At 60.7% G+C, this 23,903-nt stretch carries 15 protein-coding genes; 8 read left to right on the top strand and 7 right to left on the bottom strand.

Translation table 11 applies throughout. The features are described from left to right. Window positions 1–142 precede the first annotated feature (142 nt). The 8 genes from DAQ1742_RS17095 (at window position 143) to DAQ1742_RS17060 (ending at window position 9,190) form a co-directional block, all read left to right on the top strand. The gene (locus tag DAQ1742_RS17095) at window positions 143–412 is read left to right on the top strand and encodes a hypothetical protein (RefSeq protein ID WP_035344128.1); all 270 of its coding nucleotides are present in this window, start codon (window positions 143–145) and stop codon (window positions 410–412) included. Further along, the gene (locus DAQ1742_RS17090) at window positions 409–2,874 is read left to right on the top strand and encodes a hypothetical protein (protein ID WP_035344126.1); all 2,466 of its coding nucleotides are present in this window, start codon (window positions 409–411) and stop codon (window positions 2,872–2,874) included. Before DAQ1742_RS17095 ends, DAQ1742_RS17090 begins: the two co-directional genes overlap by 4 nt. 1 nt (window position 2,875) lies before the next feature. After that, complete coding sequence (gene bglB, locus DAQ1742_RS17085; protein WP_051124120.1) at window positions 2,876–3,994, top strand: beta-galactosidase BglB; 1,119 nt, start codon at window positions 2,876–2,878, stop codon at window positions 3,992–3,994. A 10-nt stretch (window positions 3,995–4,004) separates the two neighbouring features. After that, window positions 4,005–5,105: an ABC transporter ATP-binding protein gene (locus DAQ1742_RS17080; protein WP_035344124.1), complete on the top strand. Its 1,101-nt coding sequence runs from the start codon at window positions 4,005–4,007 to the stop codon at window positions 5,103–5,105. A gap of 15 nt (window positions 5,106–5,120) precedes the next feature. Next, complete coding sequence (locus DAQ1742_RS17075) at window positions 5,121–6,122, top strand: carbohydrate ABC transporter permease (RefSeq protein ID WP_180706181.1); 1,002 nt, start codon at window positions 5,121–5,123, stop codon at window positions 6,120–6,122. 15 nt (window positions 6,123–6,137) lie between these two features. Beyond that, a complete protein-coding gene (locus DAQ1742_RS17070) occupies window positions 6,138–7,187 on the top strand; it encodes a carbohydrate ABC transporter permease (protein WP_035344120.1) in 1,050 nt (349 codons plus the stop codon). Next, on the top strand, window positions 7,188–8,246 hold the full coding sequence (locus tag DAQ1742_RS17065) for a LacI family DNA-binding transcriptional regulator (protein WP_035344118.1): 1,059 nt from the start codon (window positions 7,188–7,190) through the stop codon (window positions 8,244–8,246). 170 nt (window positions 8,247–8,416) lie between these two features. Beyond that, window positions 8,417–9,190 carry a hypothetical protein gene (locus DAQ1742_RS17060; protein ID WP_067487297.1) on the top strand — a complete coding sequence of 258 codons (774 nt, stop codon included), beginning with the start codon at window positions 8,417–8,419 and terminating at the stop codon, window positions 9,188–9,190. Between the two features lie 60 nt (window positions 9,191–9,250). Here the strand turns inward: DAQ1742_RS17060 and DAQ1742_RS17055 are convergent, their stop codons facing one another. From DAQ1742_RS17055 to DAQ1742_RS17025, 7 genes are all read right to left on the bottom strand, one after another. Next, window positions 9,251–11,683, bottom strand: a complete 2,433-nt coding sequence (locus DAQ1742_RS17055; protein WP_067487296.1) for a hypothetical protein — start codon at window positions 11,681–11,683, stop codon at window positions 9,251–9,253. 38 nt (window positions 11,684–11,721) lie between these two features. Continuing rightward, window positions 11,722–15,531, bottom strand: coding sequence for a contractile injection system tape measure protein (locus tag DAQ1742_RS17050; protein ID WP_180706180.1), 3,810 nt, complete (start codon window positions 15,529–15,531; stop codon window positions 11,722–11,724). Next, complete coding sequence (locus DAQ1742_RS17045) at window positions 15,528–17,984, bottom strand: hypothetical protein (protein ID WP_035344110.1); 2,457 nt, start codon at window positions 17,982–17,984, stop codon at window positions 15,528–15,530. The genes DAQ1742_RS17050 and DAQ1742_RS17045 overlap by 4 nt, the downstream gene beginning before the upstream one ends. 1 nt (window position 17,985) lies before the next feature. Continuing rightward, a complete protein-coding gene (locus DAQ1742_RS17040; protein WP_035344108.1) occupies window positions 17,986–18,810 on the bottom strand; it encodes a hypothetical protein in 825 nt (274 codons plus the stop codon). A gap of 100 nt (window positions 18,811–18,910) precedes the next feature. Beyond that, the gene (locus DAQ1742_RS17035) at window positions 18,911–23,068 is read right to left on the bottom strand and encodes a baseplate J/gp47 family protein (protein ID WP_035344107.1); all 4,158 of its coding nucleotides are present in this window, start codon (window positions 23,066–23,068) and stop codon (window positions 18,911–18,913) included. 81 nt (window positions 23,069–23,149) lie between these two features. After that, the gene (locus DAQ1742_RS17030; RefSeq protein WP_035344105.1) at window positions 23,150–23,566 is read right to left on the bottom strand and encodes a GPW/gp25 family protein; all 417 of its coding nucleotides are present in this window, start codon (window positions 23,564–23,566) and stop codon (window positions 23,150–23,152) included. Next, complete coding sequence (locus DAQ1742_RS17025) at window positions 23,567–23,866, bottom strand: PAAR domain-containing protein (protein WP_035344103.1); 300 nt, start codon at window positions 23,864–23,866, stop codon at window positions 23,567–23,569. It abuts the gene before it with no gap. Between the last annotated feature and the right edge of the window lie 37 nt (window positions 23,867–23,903).

Here is a 23,903-nt window from a genome sequence, read left to right as displayed (position 1 = left end):
AATTGCCCGGTGTGGCGACTGATTATGAGCAATAATGGCCGTTTGTTTTGTGAAGCATATTAAATATATTTCGGGTTTTAGCATAGTCAATCTCTTTTTGTGATAAGAATCGCATATTGTTCATCCAATAATTTACTCTATAATGCAAAAATACGATGTTAAGTGCAAATTGGCAATGAATGCAAAGTTTGCATTCATTCGCAATGAAAATAACCAAAGCACCAAAAAGTTGCACGGCGTGAATACAGTAATGGGCATTGCGCACGATAACGGTGCAGATACCTTAAATGCATCCACAATTTTACCGATTGTGTTTATTTTTGATTTTTTTATTCGTCATGCATTTTTATTGTGTCATCCGTTTTCGATATTTCATTTATTCGCTGAGGCGGCAACAAAGGATTTACCATGAGTATCGGTTGGGTATTAAAGCAGAACAGCGTTATTAACCGCTTTATGATTACCTCACTTGCGGAAAAATATTATCCGGCAGAGGTTGACACCCTGCCGGATACGGTGAATTACCGCTTTATTAATGGCTTTGTTGATGTAGGGGTATTACCTTGCCGGGTGCGCTTTTTAAAAGAAACCGCCCCGCGCGAGATAAGCCTGCCGAATCATGTCGATTTTAACGCCCTCTGGAGTGGCGGAGATCAGAGCCAATCGGTCAATTTCAGCGACTTCTGGCCGTGCCCGACGCATGTGCAGCGCTTTGCCCGCTGTTTTATTTACAGTGATGGTTTGCACGCTGCGCGCTTTAGATTGGGGACGTGCGGTGGCGTGACGCTGTGGCTCAATGGCCGCCAGATTGCCCGCTTTACGCCGTTTAGCCGCAATACTGAGCAGTTTTGCGAGCTGATACTGCCGCTGCAACTGGGCCTCAACACGCTGATAGTACACGCAGAAGAGCTGTGCGAGCGTGATACGGATTATCTGTTTAGTCTGCGTTACCTGGATGAACGGCCGTTGCGCTGGCAGCTTGCACCCGACGCCGCCTGTAGCGAGCGTGCGTGGGCGCTGGATAATTGGCTCAATAGCCTGTCGCTTGACGATAACCTGATTAACCATGACACCCTGACCCTGCGCGCCGCGGTGCCGCTCCCCGACGCGGTGACGGTGCATCACCACCTGTTGTGTAACGTCAATGAATCCGTCACGCCCTGGCAGCAGCAACAGGCGCTTTGTGCCGGGCAAACCGACTGGCAGGCTCAGCTACCCGCAGGGCTGGTCGGGTATTACGATTTGGTGTGCCGCGCAGAGTACGAGGGGATCTCGCTGAGTCGTAACATCAGTTTTGGCCGCCTGCCGACCCAGACCCTGCCCGCATTACCCTCGCTGGCACAGCGGCGGGAGCACCTATTGCGCCATACGGCGCGACACGGTTTTGAACGTATTGGCCGGGTGCTGGCCAGTTTTGCGACCGGCGAAGGCACCGAGGCTATCGACCCTATTCTCAATCAGGTGTTGCACAAAATCAGCCGCCGTGAAGACTGTGCCGATTTTCAACTGGTGCCGCTTATCTGGCTGTGGCAGCGCTATCAGGGGCAGCGCCTGAGCGCACCGCAGTGGCAGCGCGTGCGTACCGCCATTGTCGGTTTTCGTTATTGGATTGATGAGCCGGGCTGCGACACCATGTGGTTTTGGAGCGAAAACCACTGCCTGTGTTTCCACGTCGCCCAGTATCTGGCCGGGCAAAACTTCCCGGATGAGGTGTTTGTGTGCAGCGGCCGCACCGGGCGCGAGCAGCATGCGATTGCGCGTCAACGGCTGGAGCGCTGGTTTGATGCCATTCTGGCGCACGGCCTGGTGGAGTGGAACTCGGCTGCCTATTACCCGATTGACCTTATCGGTTTACTGGCGCTTTCAGAGCTGGCTGGCGATGAAAGTTTGCGGGAGCGCGCGCGTACGGTTATCGACAGAATCGTGCTGATGACCGCCTGGGTACACCAAAACGGCGTGGCCGTCGGCACCATGGGGCGGGCGTATGACAAAGAGCTGCGCTCAGGCATGCTGACCGAGCTGGCTGGCTTTTGCGCACTGCTCTGGGGCGAAGGCTGGATGCTCCCGCACTGCGCCGCCTTGCCGTTAATGTGTCTGAGCCAGTATCAACCGCCGCAGGAAGCGCAAGCCATTGCCCAGTGGCAATCGCCGCAGGGGGCTCAGGCACGCTGGGTGCAGGGGCTTGGGCGCAGCGCGAACGTGATTGCCTGGAAACAGCAGGATGTGGCGTTCTCTTCGGTGTTTGACCATCACCCCGGCCAGCCGGGGCATCAGCAGCATGTGCTGGATATCCGCCTCGGCCGCCATTATGCCGCGCGGTTGTGGGTCAATCACCCCGGCGAAGACCGCCCGGATGGCGTGCATCGCCCCTCTTACTGGGCCGGAAATGGCCGCCTGCCGCAGGTGATGCAGCACCGTAACCGCGCCTGGATGCTGTTTGATTTGCAGCATGATTTGCGCCGCTGGACGCACCTGTATTTGCCGCGTACCGCGCTTGATGAGGTGGTGGTTGAGGCGTGCTGGTGTTTTGTGCGCGGCGGCAATGGCTATGCCGCGCTGCATAACCCCGCCGGGCTACATCTGTACACGCCGCAAGGTGGCCAGCCGGGCAGTGAATTGCGGGCGTTTGGCGAACGCAATGTCTGGTACATCGCCGTAGATTGCGGTGCGGGCAGCCGCGGCTTTGCTGAATTTATCGACCATTTTCGCCATCGTCAGGCACAGCAGTCGCCCGACGGTAGCGTGCAGTTTGATGACCCCGATTATGGCCTGATGGCCTGGCAGCCGGAGGGCGGTTTTACCATCGACAGTCAGCCGTTCGTTTTTCCCGACACCGTATCGGTGATACCACAGCGTACTGAGGAGGCGCAGTAACATGACCGAACACACGCCACAGGCTCTTGAGGGCGCTCCGCCGTTGACGCCGCAAAACATCGATACGCTGTTGGATAAGGTAGCGCTGGCATTTTGCCGCCTGAAAGCGATTGATAGCGTGACCGAGGATACGCCCGCCAGCGATACGCTGACCATCCAGTTTGAGGAGTGGGACTGGGAAGTGGGCGTCGGGCTATATGGTTTTTGGAAACTGGCGCAACAGCGTGGCGATAGCGCGATGCTGGCGGCGCTGGCGCAGTGGTATGAGCAGAAATTACAGGCCGGATTACCGCCCCGGCAAATCAACTCGACCGCACCCATGCTGGTGCTGGCGCTATTGTGCCGTGATGACCCTCGCCCGCACTGGTTACAGGCGGTCGAAGAGTGGGCCGACTGGCTGCTGCATTCGTTGCCGAAAACCGAAGACGGCGGTTTTCAACACACGGTGAAAGAGCGCCCGAATACCGGGCAACTGTGGGATGACACGCTGTTTATGGCCGGGCTGTTTCTCGTCGTCAGCGCCGGGGTGCTCAACCGTCAGGCGTTGCAGGATGAAGCGGAATACCAGTTATTGACGCACGCGCGTTATCTGGCCGATGCCCCCAGCGGGCTGTGGTATCACGGCTGGACGTTTCTTGGCCGTCACCATTATGCCGGAGCGTTCTGGGGGCGGGGCAATGCCTGGGTCACGCTGGTGTTGCCGGAAATCTGCTGGCTGGCGCAAACCCCGCTCTCGCCGCCGGTTCAGCGCACGCTGGAAGCCATCTTAACGCAACAGACGAAAGCACTGGCGGCCTGCCAGCATCACTCCGGGCTGTGGCACACGCTGCTCAATGACCCGGACTCACCGCTGGAAACGTCGGCCAGCGCCGGGTTCATCGCCGGAATTCTGAATGCCCGCAGGCTCGGTATGTTAGGGGATTTCCCGCAGGCAGTGCTGGAGAAGGGGCTGGCGGCAGTGGTGGCGCAAATTGACCCGCAAGGCGTGGTGCAAGGCGTGTCTGATGGCACGGCGATGGGTCATGACCTGCAATTTTATCACGACATTCCCAATGTGGCGGTGCCCTATGGCCAGGCACTGGTCATGCTGATGCTGCTGGCGCAGCGACATTCTGTGTGAGGACGCGGTAATGGCAAGTCTGGAACTGAAAAACATCCATAAGAGTTATGGCGCGGTGCCTGTTATCAAAGGGGTGAACCTGAGCATCCGCGACGGCGAATTTATCGTGTTTGTCGGGCCGTCAGGTTGTGGTAAATCGACGATGCTGCGCATGATTGCCGGGCTTGAATCCATCACCGAGGGCGAGCTGTGGATTGGCGATCGCAACGTCAATGCGCTGGGCCCGGCGGAACGTAAAATTGCGATGGTGTTCCAGTCCTACGCACTCTACCCGCATTTGTCGGTGCGTAAAAACCTGGCCTTCGGCCTGGAGAACCTGCATTTTCCCAAAGACGAGATAGTCCGGCGCATTGAGCAGGCCGCCCGGATGCTGGGGCTGGAGCCTTATCTGGAGCGCAAGCCGCGCGCCTTGTCGGGCGGGCAGCAGCAGCGTGTGGCTATCGGCCGGGCCATCGTGCGTGACCCGGATCTGTTCTTGTTTGACGAGCCGTTATCTAACCTCGATGCCAAACTGCGCGTGCAAACCCGAGGCGAGTTGACCCGGCTGCATCAAAAACTGCGCACCACCATGATTTACGTCACCCACGATCAGGTGGAAGCGATGACCATGGCGCAGCGTATCGTGGTGTTTAATGGCGGGCGTATCGAACAGGTCGGCACGCCACTGGAGCTGTTTAACCGGCCTTGTAATAAATTTGTCGCCGGGTTTATCGGTTCGCCGCGCATGAATATCTTCCCGGTGACGCTTGGCAACTGCACGGCGGATGGCGTTGAGGTGCAGTGTCCGTCGGGCATGGTGTTAACGCTGCCGTTTCGCGGCGAAGCCGGAAAATGCGTGGAGCTCGGTATCCGCCCGTCGCATTGCCAGTTGGTTGGCGATCAGGAGGGTGGCATTTCACTGTGCATTGACCGCTGTGAAATGATGGGGCATGAAACCTTTATCTACGGACGCTGCGCCGGAATGGACAATGAACTGATCGTGCATTTGCCAGGCCACCATGAGTTTCGCAGCGGCGAGCTGGTTTTTGTGCGCTTCCCTGAGGCCAGCTGCCACCTGTTTGATGCCGACAGCGGTGAGACACTGACTCGCCTGACTGACCCACAAGCCTGATAACCGGAGAGCGCCATGAAGCAAAATCCTTTGTTCCAGCCCGGTGCATCGCTGGTTGATACGCTGGTGACACCGGTAGAAAAATCGGTCAATTTGCTGCAAAAATTCGGTGGGCGGCGGGTGATGCCGTGGTTTTTTATCGCCCCGAACATGTTGCTGTTTGCCGTGTTTGTGTTTATTCCGATTCTGCTGGCGGTGTGTTACGCCTTTACCGGCGGCACCAACATTCTGCTGTGGGATCGCCCGTTTATCGGGCTACAGAATTTTGCCACCTTGCTCAACTGCGGCAATTATGCCGAGCCGGCCACCTGCGAACAGGATCTGTTCTGGACCGGGATTTACAACACCGTGTCCTTCACCTTCTTCAACGTGGTGTGCACGCTGGGGTGGGCGCTGGTGACGGCGCTGATCCTCAATCGTAAAATCATGGCCAGAGGGTTCTTTCGTGCCATCTTTTTCTATCCGGTACTGCTCTCGCCGGTGGTGGTGGGGCTGGTGTGGCAGTGGTTTCTTAACCGCAATGGCCTGCTTAACCTGGTGTTGTCATCACTGGGGGGCCAACCGGTCACGTTTTTGCTGGAGCCGTCGCTGGCGCGCTTTTGGGTGGTATTTGTTTCGGTGTGGTTCCATGTCGGCTTTTATACCCTGATTCTGCTGGCCGGGTTACAGGCTATCCCAAGCGATATTTATGAAGCGGCCGCCGTGGACGGCACCTCGCGCTGGCGCGGTTTCTACCGCCTGACGCTGCCGCTGCTGGCACCCAATATTCTGGTGGTGGTGATTCTGCTGACCATCAACAGCGTGCAGATTTTCGATGAAGCCTGGGTGCTGACCAACGGCGGCGGGCCGGGCACCGCCAACAACTTTATTGTGCAGTACATCTACCAGACGGCGTTTTCCTCCAATGCCTCGCTGTATGGGCTGGCATCGGCAGCCTCAGTGCTGATGGGGCTGGTGTTAATGATCCTCACGGCATTGCAGTTCTTGCTTACCCGCCGTCTGGAAGGCAAAAAATAACCGGGAGTCGGCATCATGAAGATCATTGCATTTCTTACCCGCACCCGCTATCCGGGGCGTATTCATGTCACCGACATTTTAAGCTGGGTGTGGCTGGTCATCGGCACGTTGCTGGTGTTGATCCCGGTGATGTGGGCGGCGATGTCATCGCTGAAAACCCCGTCGGAAATCAACCGCTTTCCGCCGAGCTTTCTGCCGCAAGCAGCCAGCACGGTAACGCTGCCTGAGTACCCGAAACCGCTGGAGCTGTGGCAGGTCAAGCTTGAGGATGGCAGTGACAAAACGCTGGCGATGGTGCGGCGTATCGGCCTGCTGGCGCAGATGGTTGACCCGAAAACGCCGCAGGATATTATCCGGGTGCCGGTACAAAACCTGACGCCGCAGAAAACCCTGCATCTGGAAACCGATAACTACGCCACGCCGCTGGCGAAATTCCACTTCGCCACCTATCTGAAAAATACCGTATTTGTCACGGTGATGGCGACCTTGCTGACGCTGCTACTGAGCTCAATGGCGGCGTTTGCGCTGGCAAAATACGAGTTTCGCGGGCGCGGCACGGTGCTGACGCTGTTTTTGTCTACCATGATGATCCCGCTGTCGGTGGTGATGGTGCCGACGTTTTTGGTGGTGATTGGCCTGCACATGGGCGACAACCTGTGGGGGGTGATTATCCCGACCATCGCCACGCCGACTGGGGTGTTTTTGTTGCGCCAGTATATGCTGACCATTCCTGATGAGTTGATTGAAGCGGCGCGCATTGACGCGGCCAGCGAGTTTCGGATTTACTGGAAAATCATTCTGCCGCTCACCGCGCCTGCGCTGGCAGTGCTGGCGATTTTCTCGGTTATCTGGCGCTGGAACGATTTCCTGTGGCCGTTAATCGTGCTGTCAAGCCAGGATAATTTCACGTTGCAAATTGGCCTGAATGCCTTTCAGGGCCAGTTCTCGGTGCAGTGGCACTACATTCTGGCGATGACCATGCTCTCGCTTTTACCGGTCACGGCGGTGTTTGTGTTCCTGCAAAAATACATCACTACCGGCATTGCTAACACGGGAATGAAATAGATGGCGACACTTAAGGAGATAGCCGAGCGGGCTGGGGTGTCTATCAGCACGGTGTCACGGGTGCTGAGCGGCAGTGCGCCCATCAGCGCCAAAGTGCGCCAGCAGGTGATGGCGATTGCCACCGAGCAAGGCTATCCGCTTCATAAACCGGCCAAAGTGGCGGAACAACCAGACCCGTTGCGCCATATTATGCTGGCCACGCCGCGTAACCTGATGCTGGAAAGCGATCTGAATCTGGTGTCGCTGACGCTGATTAACCGGCTGAAAACCTTGTGCCAGCAGCGCAACATTCAGCTCAGCCCGTTTGTTGGCGAGCCGGACAGCATCAACGAGCAGCAATTGCTTGAGGCGCTACAAGAGGGCAAGGCGAGCGGCATTCTCATCGTCAATGACGACCACCCGACATTGCTTAATGCCGTGGCGGAAAGCGGTGTGCCCGCCGTGCTGATTAACGGTGAAGACCCCACCATGCGCCTTAACACGGTGATGCCTGCCAATCACTACTCGGCCGCTGCCGCCGTGCGCTACCTGATAGCTCAGGGGCACCGGCGCATTCTGCACCTCACCTGGCCATCGCGCCAGACGATCCGTGAGCGTGAGCGCGGCTATCGTGATGCGCTGGCCGAGGCCGGTATCGCTGTGGATGAGCGCCTGATTCTGTCGCTGCCGGATTTTCAGCCGCTGACCGCCCGGGATGCGCTGCGCGACTGGCTGGTGCACCACCCTGACCGGCTGGGTGTCACGGCCATCTTCTGTGCGGCCGATAATCAGGCAATTGGCGTCACCGACGCGCTGAATCACCACGGATTACGCGTACCGGAAGATATCTCGGTGATGGGGATGGATGACATCCTGCCGCTCGACATGCTGCCGCTGTCGCTGACTACCGTCCATCTGCCGTTTGAGGAAATGGCGCGCGCTGCACTTCAGTTACTGACGCAACAATTGCTGCCTGCCCAGGCGCTCGGTATCGCCCAGCGTATTGAGCTGGCCGGGCATTTGGTGGTGCGTGAGTCGGTGCTGGCAACACCGGCTGGCGCATCCGTCGGCGTGTCTTAGAGCGACGACAGGGCGTTTGCGAGCGCCTCGTGAGTGCGCGGTTTGACCGGCTGGCTGGCTGCCAGCCTGAATTAGCCCGATAGTCACTCAGTGCAATTATTCCTGTGGGATGGAACTGGCCGCAACGTGGCGGACACTTAACGTTGTCATGTCCACTACACAGGAAAGCGATGATGTTCATTCGTTCTGCCACCTCCCCGCACGCCGGGCCGTCGTCTGCGGCGTCTGCCGCTGAGGTCATTCGCGCCTCGGCGTTGTCAAAAGACGCGCTGGCACATACTCAGGCCTTTAAACAACACCCGCAGCGTTATCTTGAGCATCACTTGCTGGATATTTCCGGGGTGATGCGTGCGAATGATAAAACCGGCACGCCGATGCAGCTCAACGAGAGCCCGAAAAAGGGGTACTTTGCGCTGATTCCCGATGCGATGGATAAAAATAAAGTCAGCCTCAAGCCCGTTACCGTGGCAAGTACCCGAGAGGCGGAGCAGGCGATTTACGCCCATTGGATCCCGTTTAAAAGCGGCGATGTTCTGCCAGGTTATACCGATATACCGAAGAACCCGCGCCTGGCCGCCGCACATGACAACGCGGTCTTTGCCTTCACGCCTGGGATGAATGGCTGTTCGCTGGAGGTGAGAGAGCACCCGGAGCGTAGCGATTATTATCGCGTCTTTCATAACCAGCACCCCACCAGACAAAAACAGAGCGACCTGATTCATGAGCATGCCGGTAGCCGGGTGGATGCATTTAGCGAGAAAGAGTATTTCCAGCCCCACAGTGTGGCGTTGATGCCGGTTTCAGCCAATGTGATGCACTTCAATCCACATCAGAGCGGCTGGGAGTTTATCGGCCAGCCGCAGGGGATTAACCCGCATAATAATACGGTGCAGCCAATGCCGCAGGGGAAGGTCGTGTCACGGCCATTGGCTGCATCAGGCTGATTGGTCTGGGCGGATATCGCGCCAGGCATATCAGCCGTACCAGACTATCAGCCGCATCGCTTACGGATTGCGCTCACGCCGGTTTTTTCGCACCTGCTGTCGCAACAGGATGAGCACGATAATGGCCGCAAACAGCAGCAAAATTATCATCTGATACTGTTGCCAGTATGGGTCGGCCAGCAAGGCCAGCATCAGTACCGCGCTAAACAGCACGACAAAACCGCTAAACCAGAGTGATTCCGTCACGCGCCGCAGCGGAAAAAACCACAGGCTGGTAAGCCAGGTCAGCGTCATTAGCCAAAAGGTGATAAACAGCATCAGGCGCAGCACCCAGCGGTTGGGGCACACCACATCCATCACCGTATCGATCAGTGCTGCCATGTGTGCCAGCGGCGCGGGCAGCACGTCATCTATTGGGTAGAAGGTGTGTTCAATGGCCTGTTGGCTGGCCTCATCAAGCGGCAGCGGCCAGTAAGCTGCGCCGGAAAAACTCCAACTGCTGTAGTGTAACAGTTCCGTTAATGCCGGTAATGGCTGGCGGTTGTCCGCGGTTATCAGCACCGGCACCATCTTGCGATAAAGTTCGGGCACCTCCGCTTGTGGCTGCTGGCTTAAAAAGTGATGCAGGTTGCGCAATTGCTCCTGTGCGTTGCGCGCCGGGGTGGGGATGTCGCTGCCGTCGGTTTGCAAAATCAACAGTGTGATGTAAGGCAAGAGTGCACGCAGGTTCTCCAGCGTGTAGAAGCCTTGCCCGGCGATCAGTGCCTCCGGCGGGACTATCAGGTTAATCGCGTAATGTGGCGTGCTGCCAGCGGGCTGAGGCGGTGGGTTTAGGCTGCGGTGTAACACCTGCACGAAGCGAATAAACGCTTGCTGGCCTGCGCGGGTGGTCAGGCGCGTCAGGTCGAAATCCAGCGTCAGTCCGTCGCCCTGGGTGTAGGGCGCACTTTGGCCAAAAGTCAGCCAGGGGCGGGCGAGGTTGACCCAGTCATCGGCAAGCGGTGTTTGAATACTGTCGCGCAGGCGAGTGACCAGCGAGGTGGTGAGCAGGCTCATCAGCACTGGTTCCGCCAGCTTGCGTGGTGTGGACACCACCAGATCAACATCGGTACGGTAGCGGTGCGCCAGCCGGATAAAGTCAGCCTCGGGCCGGGTGGCGCGCCAGTTCGGCGGCAACACCAGTTGTGGGCCGCGTGCGCCGGGCAGCACGGAAGCGGAAAAATAGCCGATACGATCTAAATGGCGAAAGTTGAGGCTCTGCCCCTGTGCCAAAGGCTGCCAGTAGGGATAAAAACCGTAGAAGAGCGCCTGGGGGCAGCTGATGTTGGGCTGGCTCTCTTCACACCCGCAATTCTCCGGCGCTCGCCACACCATCGCGGGCAGGTGCGCTGATGCCACGCCGGGTTTGTAGGCCAGATCCTCAATGCGCTGCCAGCTCTCGCTGCCCAGCGACGATAATCCGGCCAGTTTCATGGCAACCGACAGGTGGTAGCGATCGGCAAACGGGATGTTTTTCAGCGTCGCCAGTTGCGCCAGCGCGGTGTCATTGAGCGTCACCAGATGCAAATCCAGATAGGCCAGTTCCAGCGCATTGGGGTTGATGGCATACAGTGTGACCGGCGCGCGAGGCGGCGCGTCCGGTGCGCGGTCGTCATCCGCTTCCGGCTCTGTGTGGTCACTCGGCTCGCTGGCGGGAGGCGTGGTGGCGTCATCTGCGGCCGTGCTGGGGGGGTGGCGGCTTATCTCAGGCGCGGGAACGGCTTCGACAATCTGTTGCAGAATCTGCTGCTCGTCGCCGTGTAACTGGCGAATCAGCGGACGCACCGCGTTATTGAGCGCCGCCGGATTGGTAAACTGCTGGCTGGTAAGCGCATCAAGCTGGGTTTGCAGGCGGTGGTGTTCTGAAAGCCGGTGCAGATCATCGTCGCTTAACAGGTAATAGCTTTCTGGCAAGGCGTCTGCGCGGGTCTGCTCGTCAAGCGGCTGGGCGCTGAGAAACTCGATGGTTTTCTGCGTCGGCCATTGCAGCAGTTCCGGCGGGCTTAAGCGGCTGCGCCAGAAAGGGAAAAGCTGGTTCAGCTCCGAGACTTTCGTCAGCGCCACCAGCAAATCCTCGGCAAAACGGTTGCGGTTAGGCGCAGGCTCAATGGCAAACTCGCCACAAAAGGTGGCCAGCCATTTACGGGTTTTCGGGCCAAACACGCCATCGGCCAGGTAGTCACCCGGCTGGTGATAATCGGCCTGATAGTCTGGTTCATCGCGGTAGATAATCGCCAGCCTGCCCTGCGTGATATGGGTAAAGCGGCGGCCATCCATGTGTGACAGCGCCTGAAAACACTGCGCATAGCCTGCCGATGCTGCCAGGGTATTGGCGGCAGACCGCGCCGCCTGGGCGGACAGGGGCAGCAGGCCGCTGAGGAGCAGTATCAGGCTGGCGGCCCCCCGTTGCCAGCCTGGAGGGAAGGTCAATCCCATGACAGATTGCAGTCTCATGGTGAGCGTGTCTCCGAAAGAATGGGCGTCATGGCGTGTTAGCGCCAGACCACATGCAGTGGGTGCGTCATCCACGGGTATTTGAGGGTGCTAAATCCCCACGGCAGGTGGTCAATCAGCATGTCAAACGGCCCCGGCATCACCTCCAGCCGCCAGCTATCCGCCTGTCGCCACAGGCAGCCTTCGCGCTGCAAAAACGTCTGCCGCAGCCCGGCGCTGGAGGTGTGCCCCAGTGCCTGCCAGTGCTGGCGCACGGCATCCAGCAGCGAGGCTACGGTGTCGCGTGTGTCGGCATTCAGCACGGGCATGGCGGGCAACGGCGCATTGAGCGGCATACCACACAGCAACTTATTGAGCGCCAGCTGGTATTCGGCACCCGTCTGGCGTTCATCCACCAGATAGTGCAGGCAGGCCAGCGCCTGATAACGCTGTGGCTCACCGCAGAACTCACCCTGTTGCACCAGCGTCAGGGTGGTGAACAGGCATGGTAAATAAGGGGCAAGCAGCACCAGCCCGGCATGCGTTACCACAATCGGCTCAGTGGATGGCAGCGCTTCATCACCGCGCCAGTCAGGCGGCGTGGTGCTGACCACCCGCGGCAGTGGCGCAGGCGCGAGTGTGGCGGCCGCACCCGGTGTGATTATCTGCGTGCCCGGTGGCGCGGTTTCAGAAGGCGCGGGCAGCGGGCGGGGGCGGGGCAGGTACGCCGGTTGCAGGCAGCGTTGCAGCCGCGCAGCCAGGCGGTGCATGGCAGGCCACGAGGTTTCTTTTACCTGCTCAAGCAGAAAACGGTAGAGCGCCTGTGCGTCACTGGCGTGGCTGCGCTGTTGCCAGTCCTCACCCAGCAGTGCCAGATAGCGGCTGATAAATGGCGCGATATCGGCGCGTGCGCCCGTGGCCGGTAGCGCCTGATACAAGCCATACCAAAACAGGCTTTCCAGCGTTTGTGGTTTAGCCCGGTAGGTTGGGTGGCGCAGGCACAGGTTGGTTATCAGGCGGGCGTAAGGATACAGCGCCATGAAATCATCCCGGCAGCGGTGCGATAGCAGGGCGGTGTGCAGGCTTTCCGGCAGGCGGGAGGCCAGTTGCCGGGCGGTACTGGCCGAGCGCAGGCAAGGTAACAGCAGGCGGCACAGCGCATCGATATCTTGTGCCAGCAAGGTGCGCAGAGCGGCAATCACCTCTGGCGTGAGCTGGGGGGCCGCATCGTCACAAAATCGGGTCAGGCAGGTCAGCGCCTCTGCCGGTGTCAGCGAGGGTGCGCTGCGCACCGGTGTGGTGGCTGCGGGCCGTGGTCTTGATACCGGCAAGGGCGGCAACGCAACGCGCGTACCGGCTGACCGGCTCAGGTCAGCGCGGATGGCCGCCCAGTCAGGCAGCCGGTTGTCGGCCAGTTGCGCCATCACCTCGCCATAAAACGCCCGCCGCTGTGTAGGGTTAAGCGTGCGGGTCGCGTCGTCCAGCGCGCGGGCTATCGGGTGCGGGCGCAGCGCAGGCTGGCGCAGTTGCAACAGCAGCATCACGACGCGCATGGCCTGTGAAGGTCGCAGGGCGGCACTCAGGCGCTGCCAGCGCTCCGGGTAATCGGCAGAGGTGACCTGCCAGCGCTGGAGCAGCAGCGGATTGTGTAACTGTAAATAACACAGGCAGCGCAGCAGGTCGTCTTGCTCGCGGTGGTCATGGCGTAACCATAGGCTGCGCAGTGCCGGAGGCAGGTGAAAACGCCGTGCCGGGCTGGCATGGCACAACACGCTATGCAGATACTGGTAGCAGGCGCTGTCGAGCAACAGCGAGGGGGACGCAGTGAGGTCTTCCTCGCTGCGCCAGGCTGGTTGCGCGGGCGGTGTGGCAGATGTCGCCATGTCGTCTGGCGGCGCGATTACCGTGACAGCGCCTTGCCCGGCGCAGTGGTCAGGCGGGGTGTTATCCGGCACGGCTTTCGGCGGTGCCGGTTCGATGGGAGATTGTGCCTGATATTCATCGGCAAGTGCGGTGAGCACAGACAATAGCGCCTGATGCAGCGCCGTGTGAGCCTGTGTGCGCTGCACGTACTGGCGCAGGCCGTCGAGCAGCGTGTGGTAGCTCAGGTTGTGGTGTGCGGCCAACTGGCGCAGTAGCGTTTGCAGGTAAACCCGGCGGTTGAATTCGCTGCCGCGCGCGGCCAGCAGATAGCTCAGTGTCAGGCTCCAGAGGCTTTCAGCAAGCCGGGTGGCACTCAGGCCGTTGCCCGGCGCTGGCGGGCTGCTGGCCTGCACATCGGTTATCACCTGGCTGATAAACGGTGCGCCCGCCGGTTCCAGCAGGTTTAACAACCGCTCACGGGTGGATTCGCTAAAGTGCGTGACCCAGAGCTGGCGCACGCTCTCGGTCTGCCCGCAGGCCAACAGGATGTGGTGCAGCAGCGGCAAGTCTTCGCTGTGGCACCGCTGCCATAGCTGATTAACCGTTTCTTCATCACCTTGTTGCAGCGCATGCTGCCACCACTGCCAGCGTGATCCATCCTGTATATCGGCGTGCGCAGGTGCATCATGGCCGGTCGATGTGTGGGGGGCGATGCGCGAGGCTGAGGGGGCGGGAGCGGAGATGCGCTGCTGGGGCGCGGCCATCTCTTCCCACAGCACCGCCAGCAGTGACAGCAGTTGCTGGCGCAGCGCGCTGTCGCCCTGCCAGAGCATCAGGTGCTGGTGCAAATTATGCAGCATGGCGGTGCGCGCCAGATTGTGGTGGGCCGCCAGACGTGCCACTAATCCGGCCATGTAACGGCGTTTGTTAAAGTGGCTGCCACGCTGCACCAGCAGGTAGTGCAGGGTAAATTCCCGCAGGTGATGGCGCACGCTGGCATGGGCTTCTTCTGGCTGTGCCTCGGCCGGGGTGGTTTGCGCCGGGGCAAACCAGTGTGGATGGCGGATAACATCACGGATAAAAGGCCGGGCCTGTGGTGCCAGCAGCATCAGGACATCATCAAACCGGGTATCATCCAGCGCCTGCACGATGGCGCGAATAACCTCCGGCTGCTGGCTACAGGCATAGAGCGCGAGCTGAAAACGCAGCCGCTGTGCGCCAATCAGCGCAGGCCACAGGGGCAGCAATTCCTGACGCAAGCGCCGCTGCATCAGTGCCTGATGGATGTGCTGATGCCAGTAGTGATGGAGCTGAAGGCGCAGCGCGGCAGGCAGTGAGGCGGTTTCCGGCTGGGCGGCCAGACAGCGCAGTGCCATGGTTTGATAAGTCGGCTCAAGCCGGGCAAGCCAGCCACTGAGGGCACTGGCCGGGAGTTGTGAAACCAGTCGGGTGAGCAGCGTGGCCGGGTGCGCGCTGGTGCGCAGCAACCGCTCAAGCCGGGTATGGTGCAAGCGTACCGCCTCTGCCAGCCAGTGGCGGCCATCGTCATCCTGATACCAGCCTTTGCGGCCCGGGTAATGCCAGGGCATCACGCCGTGTTGCAGGAAAAAGGCTAACTGCTGCCAGCGCACCTGAGCGTCGTCCCACACCGCAATGTGCGGTGCGTTATCGCCGTCGCTGGGCGGGGAGAGGGCTTTCAGCCCATCGGCAGGCGTTTGCCCGGCGCTGGCCGGGGGCGATAGCCACAGTGCGCTAAGCTGGCGTTCGAGGGCGGCAGCGGCCTGCTGTGCGATGTCATCGGCGTGCAGCACGCCGAGATCCAGCGTCAACTGATCCATCACCCAATGCTGGTGCGGCGGTGAAATACGCCCGAACAGCGCATCCATTTGCACCAGCAGAGACTGTTTTACCCAGAGAGGAGCCTGCTGTTCGAGCTGGCTGGCGAGTGCTGCGCTATCAACATCGAATGTCAGGATGACGGTATCAATGCGGTGTGGCTGTGTCATGCGTCCTGTCCTTGTGGTGAGGAGTGCGTCATATCGGTCTCGGATTCGTTGCCGCAGGCGGGCTGTGGGGGGGACAGGCGCGGCGCTAAACAGGCCATCAGTTGAGCGGCCGCCTGCTCGCAGGCCATGCTTCCCGGCGCGCTGGCCCTCGCGCTGCGCCAGTCGAGGTAGCTGCGCTCAAAAGCCCGCATCGCCTCAAGGCTGAGCCAGTGGCTGTGCGCAAACAGGTGCGCCGGGCTTTGGCTGGCGATAAGCCGCTCAGCCTGATGGCGAAACACCGGGTCGCTTCCTCTGGCGCTGTAGCCGGGCAGCACCAGACTCAGTTGGGCGAAGTACGGATCGGCTGAATCCGGCGTGTGGGGGGAGCCGTCAGAGGACGGCCGCAGCACGTCGTGCTCCACCACATAAATGCCTTCACACAGGCGGTTCAGGCGCAGCAATACGCGGCGCAACTGGTTGATGAAGGTAATCAGTGGCGCGGGTTCCGGGCTGTAGCCGAGGCTGAGCCATAACCCCGGCGCACTGGTGAGGCGAAACAGCGCCTGATAGTCACCTTGCTGCGGGCGCGCGAGGATCTGGTAATGCGCCAGACGGATGCCGCGGGCGAGCAGCGACACCGGTTGTGGCAGGCCCGCCAGCAGTTGCCGGTAGCGGGCGCTGACCGGGTTGTCATCATCCGGCCACAGTCTTTCATGCGGCCATGTGCTTTCTGGGGGCGAACTGTCATCGGCGGCGGGCGGCGGCGTTAGCGGCACATCCAGCAAGGTGTCGCAAACCGCCTCGGGCAGCCATTGCAACTGCCAGCGGCCGGTGTCGCTGTAAAGAAACGCCTCATCGTCAATAAAGCGGTGTGTCGGCTGGTCGAGCACCTGACTGTAGGGCCAGCCTGCGGCGTCATTCATGCCCAGTAATAGCGTGAGCCGGTCGGCAAAACCACCACGATGGTGCGGCTCATCAAGGCACGCGGCACCGGCACGCTCACGCGTGAGCGGGACAATGTGCTCCAGGAAATGCTGCGGGTAGCGCAGGCGTCGCGGAGCGGGCGTGCTGTCGGTTTCATTGTCCAGCGGCTGCCAGAAACGTGCGTCAGGCTGTTCGCCATACAGCGCCAGCAGGTAGTCAAACAGTTGCCCTTTGCGCTCGACATAGTGGTCTGCCTCGGCCTGCAACGCCTGAAAATGGCGCGCAGCCTGTTCGGGGTAGAGCGTGTTGATTCCGGCAAAGTGTGCGTCATCCAGCAGGGCGAAACCGTAGCTATGCCCGGTGTCAATGTCGGTGGAAAACAGCGTGCGCAGGTTGGCAAGGCTGGCGCAAAAGTTGGCCATCAGTTGCTCAAATAGCAATAAATACCCACGAAATTGCTGTATTTGCATCTGTTCCTGGCGGTTGAGTGCCCCGGGCGAGGCGGGGGTATCCAGCCGGTAGACGGCCGGAAACAGTGACTGAATCGAGCGATATTCCCCCAGCGGGCGAAACTGACCTTGTGGCGGCACGCTCAGGCTGGCGGCCTGACGGCGTAACTGTTCGCTCAGGGTGCTTTTCTGGCGCTGGCGTTGTGCCAGCCGGATGAGCATGGCGCTGAAATCTATCGTCAGTGCTTGCCCCTGGTAGGTCAGATGCAGGTGGATATCCGCCGGCTGTTTGGGCAGCACTAGCCAGTCGCCGGGGCCGATATGCACCGGCGCGTGCGCATCTGCCTGGTCGCTGCGCAGCAACCGTAAACGGTGGATGTGCGCCACCGCGTCAAGATGAATCAGATGCGAGTAGAGTGAGGTGATGGCCCGGCTGGCGATCGGCAGGTCGTGCGGCTGGCTGTCATCGTCCAGCCACAGCAGCGTATGGTGGTAAATATCAGCGGCCAGCGCGTCGGCATCGTCGTGGTGCAGTAGCGCAATCTCGGCATGCAGTTGCAGGCCGTGGCTGTCAATCAGGCGGATATCCGCCAACTCTTCACCCAGATTACGCTGGCGCTGATAAAGCCGTGCGATGTCGTTAATAAGGCGCTCACGCCAGGCGGGGTCGTCAGTGCTGCGCTGGCGGGCGGCATCATCAAGTAAAAACCGGATATGGTAGCGGCCTTGCGCATCACTGCTGACCCAGACATGTTCGATGTCGCTAAAGTGGCTGAGAATGGCGTGCTGGTAATCTTGCCGGGTGCTGGGGCGCGCCGGGAAAATCTGTTCGGGCAGCATCAGCCCCTGGGCGACGTAATCGAGCGTGCCATCCGGGCGAGTCAGGTAGTCTGGCAGCGCGAAATCAGTGCGATAGATAAGGTCGCTCAGGGCAAAACACAGCAATTCCAGCAGGGTGACGCCGGGGTCATGGCGGTTGTAGTCGCTCCAGCGCTGGCCGCTGAGGCGCTGCACCTCAGCCAGCGCGTCGCGCAGCAGCGAGGCCAGATTGTCCGGGTCTTGCGCGGGGGCTTCGCGCGCAATAAACGAGGCGGCCGCCATGTTACACCTCGCTGACCGGCGGCAGGCTGCCTTGCATATAAGCGTCGTGCCACAACCGCGTCAGGTGGCAGCGCACCACAATGCCTTCGCCATAGCCGGTTTGGGTGCGAATTTGCAGCCGGTAGGGGCGAATGGTGCTGTGGCGATCAGACGGTGAACTCTCGCGCAGCCAGCGCAGCGCCAGTTTGTCGGCGCGCGAATGGTAGTAGGCGTGCCGGGGGCGAATGCGATTTTTATGGCCGAACAGGTTGAACCAAAATCCATCCGGCGCGCAGGTGTTCAGCGCAATGGCATGCATCAGCGCATAGCGCCCGGAATGGCGGATGCCGACACCGGCCACCACCTCAAAGGCCTGGCAGCCCTCCAGCGGCGGGGTCAGGTCGTGCCACTGGCCATCGGCGGGCAGGCGCTCGGCCCACTGGGTGCCACAGCGTCCTTCGGCGGCAATCACCCCGTGGACGTCGAGCGTATGCTGCGGTGTGGCGGTATTAATGCCGGTGTAACCCTCGGGTGTGAAGGTCAGTTGGGCCGTGCTGCCGTATTGGCCACGCCCGTTGTCGCTGTGGCGCTGCCATGAGAGATGGTGTGTGTCGGGTTGCAACGCCAGCGACCACAGCTCGCGGCCAGGGTCGTTGTCGCGATAAAACGTCATCAGCCGGGCGTGGGCATCCAGCGTGGAGACTTTCAGCCCCTGCTCCGGTGTTTTATCAAACCCTTCTTCTATCTTGTTGAGCGACGAGTCAATCAGGTCGGCAAAATGTTCGGCGGATGGCATCGCCCCTTGGCGGAAATAATTCTTCAAGGTGCTGCGGTTTCGTTTGGCCACAGAGGCGCTCTCCCGTGCTGGTGATATCAGTCTGGTTATCCCGGTGACAGGTAACCGTGGCGGCACCGGAGAGGGGGCCGTTGCCGCCACGGTAAACGGGCTACCCGACGGTGATAAAGCTTTCACCCAGCGTCAGGTCGCCAATGCCGGTTTGGCGCGCAGGATGCGATGTCAGGTCGGTGCTGACTCGCAGGTCGTGCTGTTCTGCCGGCAAGATAATATTCCAGCGATAGCGTGGCGTTAGCCCCGTCGAAAGCGTGCTGTTTACGGCGGGATCACCGATTTGTCGCTCATCTGGCATGCTGGCGCTGTCAAACAACTGCCAGTACGGTGGCGTGTCGTCAGTGTTGGGCTGGCAACTTAGGGTGAACAGCGAAAAACCGGTGACAAACCGCACATACTCACGGTGCGCGATAAACGCTTCAATCTGGCGCAGCGCCACGGTGTGGCCAAAGCCCCGGTTGACGCTCTCCTCGCGCCACGGGCACAGATAGGTGTTGATATCCTGATTCAGGCGGCGCAGCGCCAGCCCGGTGTGCTGGCCCGGTTCAAACGTCACCGTGCAGCGTATCTGCACTTTTTCGTAGTGCGGGGCGCGCACATCAATGACGGCCCGCGGGGGAGCCAGTGCCTGTAAATGGCGCTGAATTTGCGCCAGCCGGGCGGCGCTGACCGGCAGCGGCTGGCAGGGCTGGTGCTGGCAGGCATGATGGTGCGGGTAGACCAACAGCAGTACCTGCCCGGGATGGTGGCCCGGCACACCAAAGCGGGTGTGGGCAAAGCAGCGCACCTGTTCGATATCGGGAAAGTGTTGCAGTACCAGTCGTTCATAATCCCACCCGGTCAGCGCCCGCCCTTTGTGGCGCAACTGCTCGCTGACGCGTGCCCGAAACCCGGCGGTTGATTCGCGTGGGCGTGCCGGGTGGCGCGGTAACAGTTGTACGATCGGCCCCAGCCCGGCCGGGGGCGATATTGCCCGCCAGATGAGGGTGTCTCCTGCCCGCGTCTGCGTGTCATCACGGTGCGCCGCCCCTGCTGTTGTGTTGCCGTCGGCGGTGTCGGGCGCATCCTCTGGCGTGGGCCACTGCCGGGTGACGCGTACCACATGGGGCGTGACATGCAGGCAGTTGGCGTACTGGCCGATGTCATCATCGGTGCTGACCCGCAGCCAGTAGCGGCCATCAGGCATCAGGGTGTGGCTGGTGTTGATGTCAGCGGGCACATCCAGCGTGATGATGCCGGATACGGTAAACCCTTCGGTGGTATCGGCGATAACCTGTGCAGCAGACAGCGCCTGCCAGCGGTTATCGACCAGATAGTGCCAGTGAAACACCGCTGCCGGGCCGACGCGATCGCACGCCGCCCGGTCGTCGAGTTGAAAAAACAGGTTGAGCATACCGCCGGGCGCACCCCCCTGCAGGCCGATAAACAGATTGCCGTCATGGTCATAGCGGGGAAAGAGTGTGCAGTCATACCCGGTGACAGGGTGGCGCGGGTGAAGGGACTCATTCTCAGGGGCGCGATATTCATAGCCAAACGGGTGCAGGTGCACAATGTGGCTATCTGGCGTGCGCGCTGGCATGGCAAGGCCCGGTTGCAGCCGCGAGCGGGCACGATAGCCGAGCGTCAGGCGCTGAATGGCGGGTGTATAGGGCGGATTGGGCGCAGGCAACGGCAGGCGGCGTCTCAGCCACCCTCGTGATGGGCTGTTGTGCATCAGGGTTTCGCTGATAAGCGTGCTATAGCGGCGGTGGCCGAAAGCCTGTTCCGGCTCGCAGAGCGTCAGGCGCAGCAGGCCGTTACGTCGGGTCGGGTCGTGCTGAAAATCGTCACCGCTGGCCTGTGGGCGCACCGGCTGGAAATCATGCTGGACGTCGGCGTGAATCTGTACGCCCGTCAGCAGTCGCTGGCTTGTTGCATCGCAGCCAAACAGCGGCATACGCTGACCCACGTTTTTCCACTCGCCGTCGCGCAGCACCGCGAGTTGTGCACGAAAAGCCTGATTGCGGTAGTCACCGGGATAGCGTTGATAGTGGCGGGAAAAACCGTCGTTGTCGCCCGGCAGATTCGCCCAGTCGATAGTCAGCGTCACCTCCTGTAGCGGTTTTTGCGCCAGCTCGTAGCTGGCGATGGTCAGCGCCGAGTGGCAGGCAGGCTGTGCCCCGAACGGGTAGAAGGTCTTGCTGGCATCGGCCTGGCCGTCAGGGTTGTACACCTCCATCGTGGTGACGCCCTCTACCTGCGTGTCGATAACCACGCTGCCCAGCACCCAGTCATGCAACAGCGAGTAGGGGAAAAAAGGCGTATCCGGCTGCATCTCCAGCCGTATCGCAGCACAACCGGCAGGCCAGATGTCGCCATGCAGCGACGGTTCACAGGGGATGATGGCGGCAAACCCCGGCGAGAGCGTAAAGCTAAGGCGCAGGCCGTAGGGGCCGTCATCGTCGGCAGACAGCGGGTGCAGGCGGTAACTGTCCACCGTCTGCCAGCCGGTTTCGCTACTCAGGCGCACGCGAAACAGGCCGTCACACAGCCGGTAAAACCCGGTATCGGCGCGGTAGGTGAGCCATTCGGCCAATACAGCCTGGCTGCTGGCCGGCAGGTGTTGCCGGGTTTGTGACAGGATACGTGCCCGGTCATCGTCATCCAGAAACGGCGTTGCGCTTAATAGCTGGCGGCTAAAGAGTTGCCCGAGGAGCCGACAGCAGTGGGCGGTATCGCGGGCCTGAGGCAGCAGGCCGAGCAGAAAATATTTATACAGCAGGGTGATGACGTCTGGTTCACTACCCTTTCGCAGCGCGTGTCGTTGTCCCGGCGTCAGCGCGTCCACCAGTTGTTTAATGGCTGCCGGGGCGTCGGTTGCGGGCAACAACGCTGGCATGGCCTGTGCCAGGAGAGTCAGCGCCGCTTTCAGGCGGTGCGGTAACAGGTAGGGCGGGGCGTCGCGCAGCAGCGCGACCTGCTGCGCCAGCGCCGGGCGCTCGGCCTCGTGCAAATTTAGCGTCAGGCTAACCTGACGTCGCCCCTGCGGCAGATAAAGCACCGGGTCGAGAATGGCGATACCCGGTGCACGCGCCTGAGGATGGCGGTGCAGGCCCGGTGTTTCACCAAATAGTGCCAGCAGTGTGCGGGTTCGCGGTTTATCCGCCTGCCACGGCCACAGGCTGTCACTGTGGATGGCGGTGACAAACCCCAGTTCCCGCTCAGGCGACATCAGCGGGTCGCGTTTAAGCAGCAGTGAGTAGACCTCGGTGACAGTGACATCGCTCACCCACAGTAGCTGGTCGCTGTCATAACGGATGTCGCGCAGGTGCGCATCCTGCCCGCCGCTAAAGGCACAGCCTGATGGCAGCAACACCGGCTCGCTCTGACGCGCATCCAGCGACAGTTTGAGAAATACCGCATCGGCGGGGCCGGGCGCAGGCTGTTGCTGTAACACGTCGCGGTAGTAAAAATCGAGATGACGCTCGGTAAAACGGTTGAGGCGTGCCTGCGCGCGCCCCAGCTGGCGCAGGAAACTGAGGTAGAGCGCCATTTGCGGGGCGTGGCCGTCATGAGCGAGCGCGGTATCGAGCGCGCGGCGACAGTCTCGCTGCCACTGGACGATGGCATTCAGCGCACAGGAAAAGCACCACTGTAGTTGTTCATCGAGTATCGACAACGCGGGCAACTGTGCGGCGCTCAACACCGGGTAGGCACTGGCATGAAAGTGCGGCGGCTGATAGCGAATGCCCCACAGCGGGTCGAGCTGATGCAGCGCAGGCTGTGCCAGCAGTGACGGCTGGCTTGCCGAGAGTGCCTGCGCCAGCATCACCAGCAACTGAAACGGGCGGGTGAGCGTGGCACCGATCACCGTTTGCATCATCAGGCTCAGATGGTCAGCACCGGGGCTGTGACCCGGCGTCAGGGTGCGGTAGCTGTTATCAATGCGCAGATAGAGTGGCAGCAGATAGGCAAGCAGCGCCGACAGCCCCCGCGAGCGGGCGTGCCGAAAACGGCTTTGCTCGCGCGGGCTGTCAAAGGACAACAGCTCTGCCATTGCGGTGACATCACTGTTATCAAACAGCGCCCGCCAGTTGCCCGCGGGCGTTGGGCTGCCGTCATCAAAGGTGATGCCGGTGGCGATATCGCGCGCCAGCACCAGCAGCGTTTCAAACGACAGTTCATCCACCTGAAAGCGGCTTTCGGCGAGCGCGGCAGGCAGGCGCTGGTGCTGTGATGTGGCTGGCGGCGGCGGTGGCGTGTGAGTCTCGGTCATCGGCAGTACCTTGGTTGACGTCTCTTGGTTAAACCAGCCTGGCTGGCATTCGGGGGGATCGATGCTGACGCCGGATGGCGCTCAGGTGCCAACCAGCGTGCCTTCGCGCAGGTAGAACGGGTACACCATGTTGCTGCGGGTGTTGGTGGCAATCAGCGTGTAGTCAAGGTGGATAAGCAGTGTGCCTGCGGCGGCGTGGCTGTCATCCAGCGTCACTGACTCAAGGCGGATGCGCGGCTCAAAAAATAACACCGCCTGCTCAATGCAGGTTTTCATCTCGGTCAGGGTGGAGAGGTTGAGGGTGTCAAATACCCGGCCCCGAAGGTCACAGCCGTAATCCGGTGCGATAAGGCGCTCGCCGGGGCGGGTGGCGAGCAGCAGGCACAGGCTTTGGCGCACATCCTCATCGCCACTGACCATGCCAATGTGCAGCGTGTGCGGGTCAAACTGCGGCGGGAACCCCCAGCCGGTGCCGAGGAAAGCATTGTCGTTGGTCATTTATCCTCCGATTAACACGGTAAACAGCCCAAGGGCGATGCTGCCGCCGTGGGCGGTGTTATCGCCAAGGCGCGCCGCCGGTTTGCCGCCAATCAGCACCGTGGCCGAGCCTTTGATTATCACATCCGGCGGCCCGACGCACAGGCAGTTGTCGCCCAGCACCGCGGCCGGTAGCTGGCCTATCAGCACCGTGGGCACGCCGGGGCCAAGCACCGGGCCGCCAACGTGGGGAATGGGCGGTAGCCCCGGTGTCACCATCGGGCAGGTGTGTAAATCAGTCAGTCGGGCAGCAGGCGGCATGGTCGTCTCTCGTGTGGTGTGAAGCGTATCGTCGCGG

This window comes from Dickeya aquatica (genome assembly GCF_900095885.1).
Taxonomy (GTDB): Bacteria; Pseudomonadota; Gammaproteobacteria; order Enterobacterales; family Enterobacteriaceae; genus Dickeya; species Dickeya aquatica.
Note: the sequence above shows the minus strand (reverse complement) of the source record. Positions and strands in the feature narration are given on the sequence as shown.

Excerpts from the sequence above, each read along its gene's own strand:
- DAQ1742_RS17030 (WP_035344105.1), bottom strand. The coding sequence starts at position 23,566 with ATGACCAACGACAATGCTTTCCTCGGCACCGGCTGGGGGTTCCCGCCG.
- DAQ1742_RS17075 (WP_180706181.1), top strand. The coding sequence starts at position 5,121 with ATGAAGCAAAATCCTTTGTTCCAGCCCGGTGCATCGCTGGTTGATACG.
- DAQ1742_RS17025 (WP_035344103.1), bottom strand. The coding sequence starts at position 23,866 with ATGCCGCCTGCTGCCCGACTGACTGATTTACACACCTGCCCGATGGTG.
- DAQ1742_RS17065 (WP_035344118.1), top strand. The coding sequence starts at position 7,188 with ATGGCGACACTTAAGGAGATAGCCGAGCGGGCTGGGGTGTCTATCAGC.
- DAQ1742_RS17055 (WP_067487296.1), bottom strand. The coding sequence starts at position 11,683 with ATGAGACTGCAATCTGTCATGGGATTGACCTTCCCTCCAGGCTGGCAA.
- DAQ1742_RS17045 (WP_035344110.1), bottom strand. The coding sequence starts at position 17,984 with ATGGCGGCCGCCTCGTTTATTGCGCGCGAAGCCCCCGCGCAAGACCCG.
- DAQ1742_RS17050 (WP_180706180.1), bottom strand. The coding sequence starts at position 15,531 with ATGACACAGCCACACCGCATTGATACCGTCATCCTGACATTCGATGTT.
- bglB (WP_051124120.1), top strand. The coding sequence starts at position 2,876 with ATGACCGAACACACGCCACAGGCTCTTGAGGGCGCTCCGCCGTTGACG.
- DAQ1742_RS17095 (WP_035344128.1), top strand. The coding sequence starts at position 143 with ATGCAAAAATACGATGTTAAGTGCAAATTGGCAATGAATGCAAAGTTT.
- DAQ1742_RS17035 (WP_035344107.1), bottom strand. The coding sequence starts at position 23,068 with ATGACCGAGACTCACACGCCACCGCCGCCGCCAGCCACATCACAGCAC.
- DAQ1742_RS17080 (WP_035344124.1), top strand. The coding sequence starts at position 4,005 with ATGGCAAGTCTGGAACTGAAAAACATCCATAAGAGTTATGGCGCGGTG.
- DAQ1742_RS17090 (WP_035344126.1), top strand. The coding sequence starts at position 409 with ATGAGTATCGGTTGGGTATTAAAGCAGAACAGCGTTATTAACCGCTTT.
- DAQ1742_RS17060 (WP_067487297.1), top strand. The coding sequence starts at position 8,417 with ATGATGTTCATTCGTTCTGCCACCTCCCCGCACGCCGGGCCGTCGTCT.
- DAQ1742_RS17070 (WP_035344120.1), top strand. The coding sequence starts at position 6,138 with ATGAAGATCATTGCATTTCTTACCCGCACCCGCTATCCGGGGCGTATT.